1 pseudogene is annotated in these 219 nt (G+C 54.8%); it reads right to left on the bottom strand.

Annotated features, from left to right (window positions below):
• A pseudogene (locus QN347_RS20225) lies at window positions 1–203 on the bottom strand (hypothetical protein); the annotation flags it as partial.
• Window positions 204–219: the final 16 nt, after the last annotated feature.

Here is a 219-nt window from a genome sequence, read left to right on the forward strand (position 1 = left end):
TACCAGTAAGCATGACACCCAGCAACTGCGTCGCTGGCACATGCTCCAAAGCCGAGCGACCCAATTTTCGGAATCACACTCAATTTCCCATTGCGCCGGACAACCAGGACATCGGCACCACCCTTGCCGATATAAATCGTGCCCGCTTCCAGTGTCAATGGCTTGTTGGCCTCCACCACCTGTAGCGCGCACAAATCATTCATGCGGTTGGCGAACGAT

The sequence above is a fragment of the Sphingomonas sp. 10B4 genome (assembly GCF_035019905.1).
Taxonomy (GTDB): domain Bacteria; phylum Pseudomonadota; class Alphaproteobacteria; order Sphingomonadales; family Sphingomonadaceae; genus Sphingomonas; species Sphingomonas glacialis.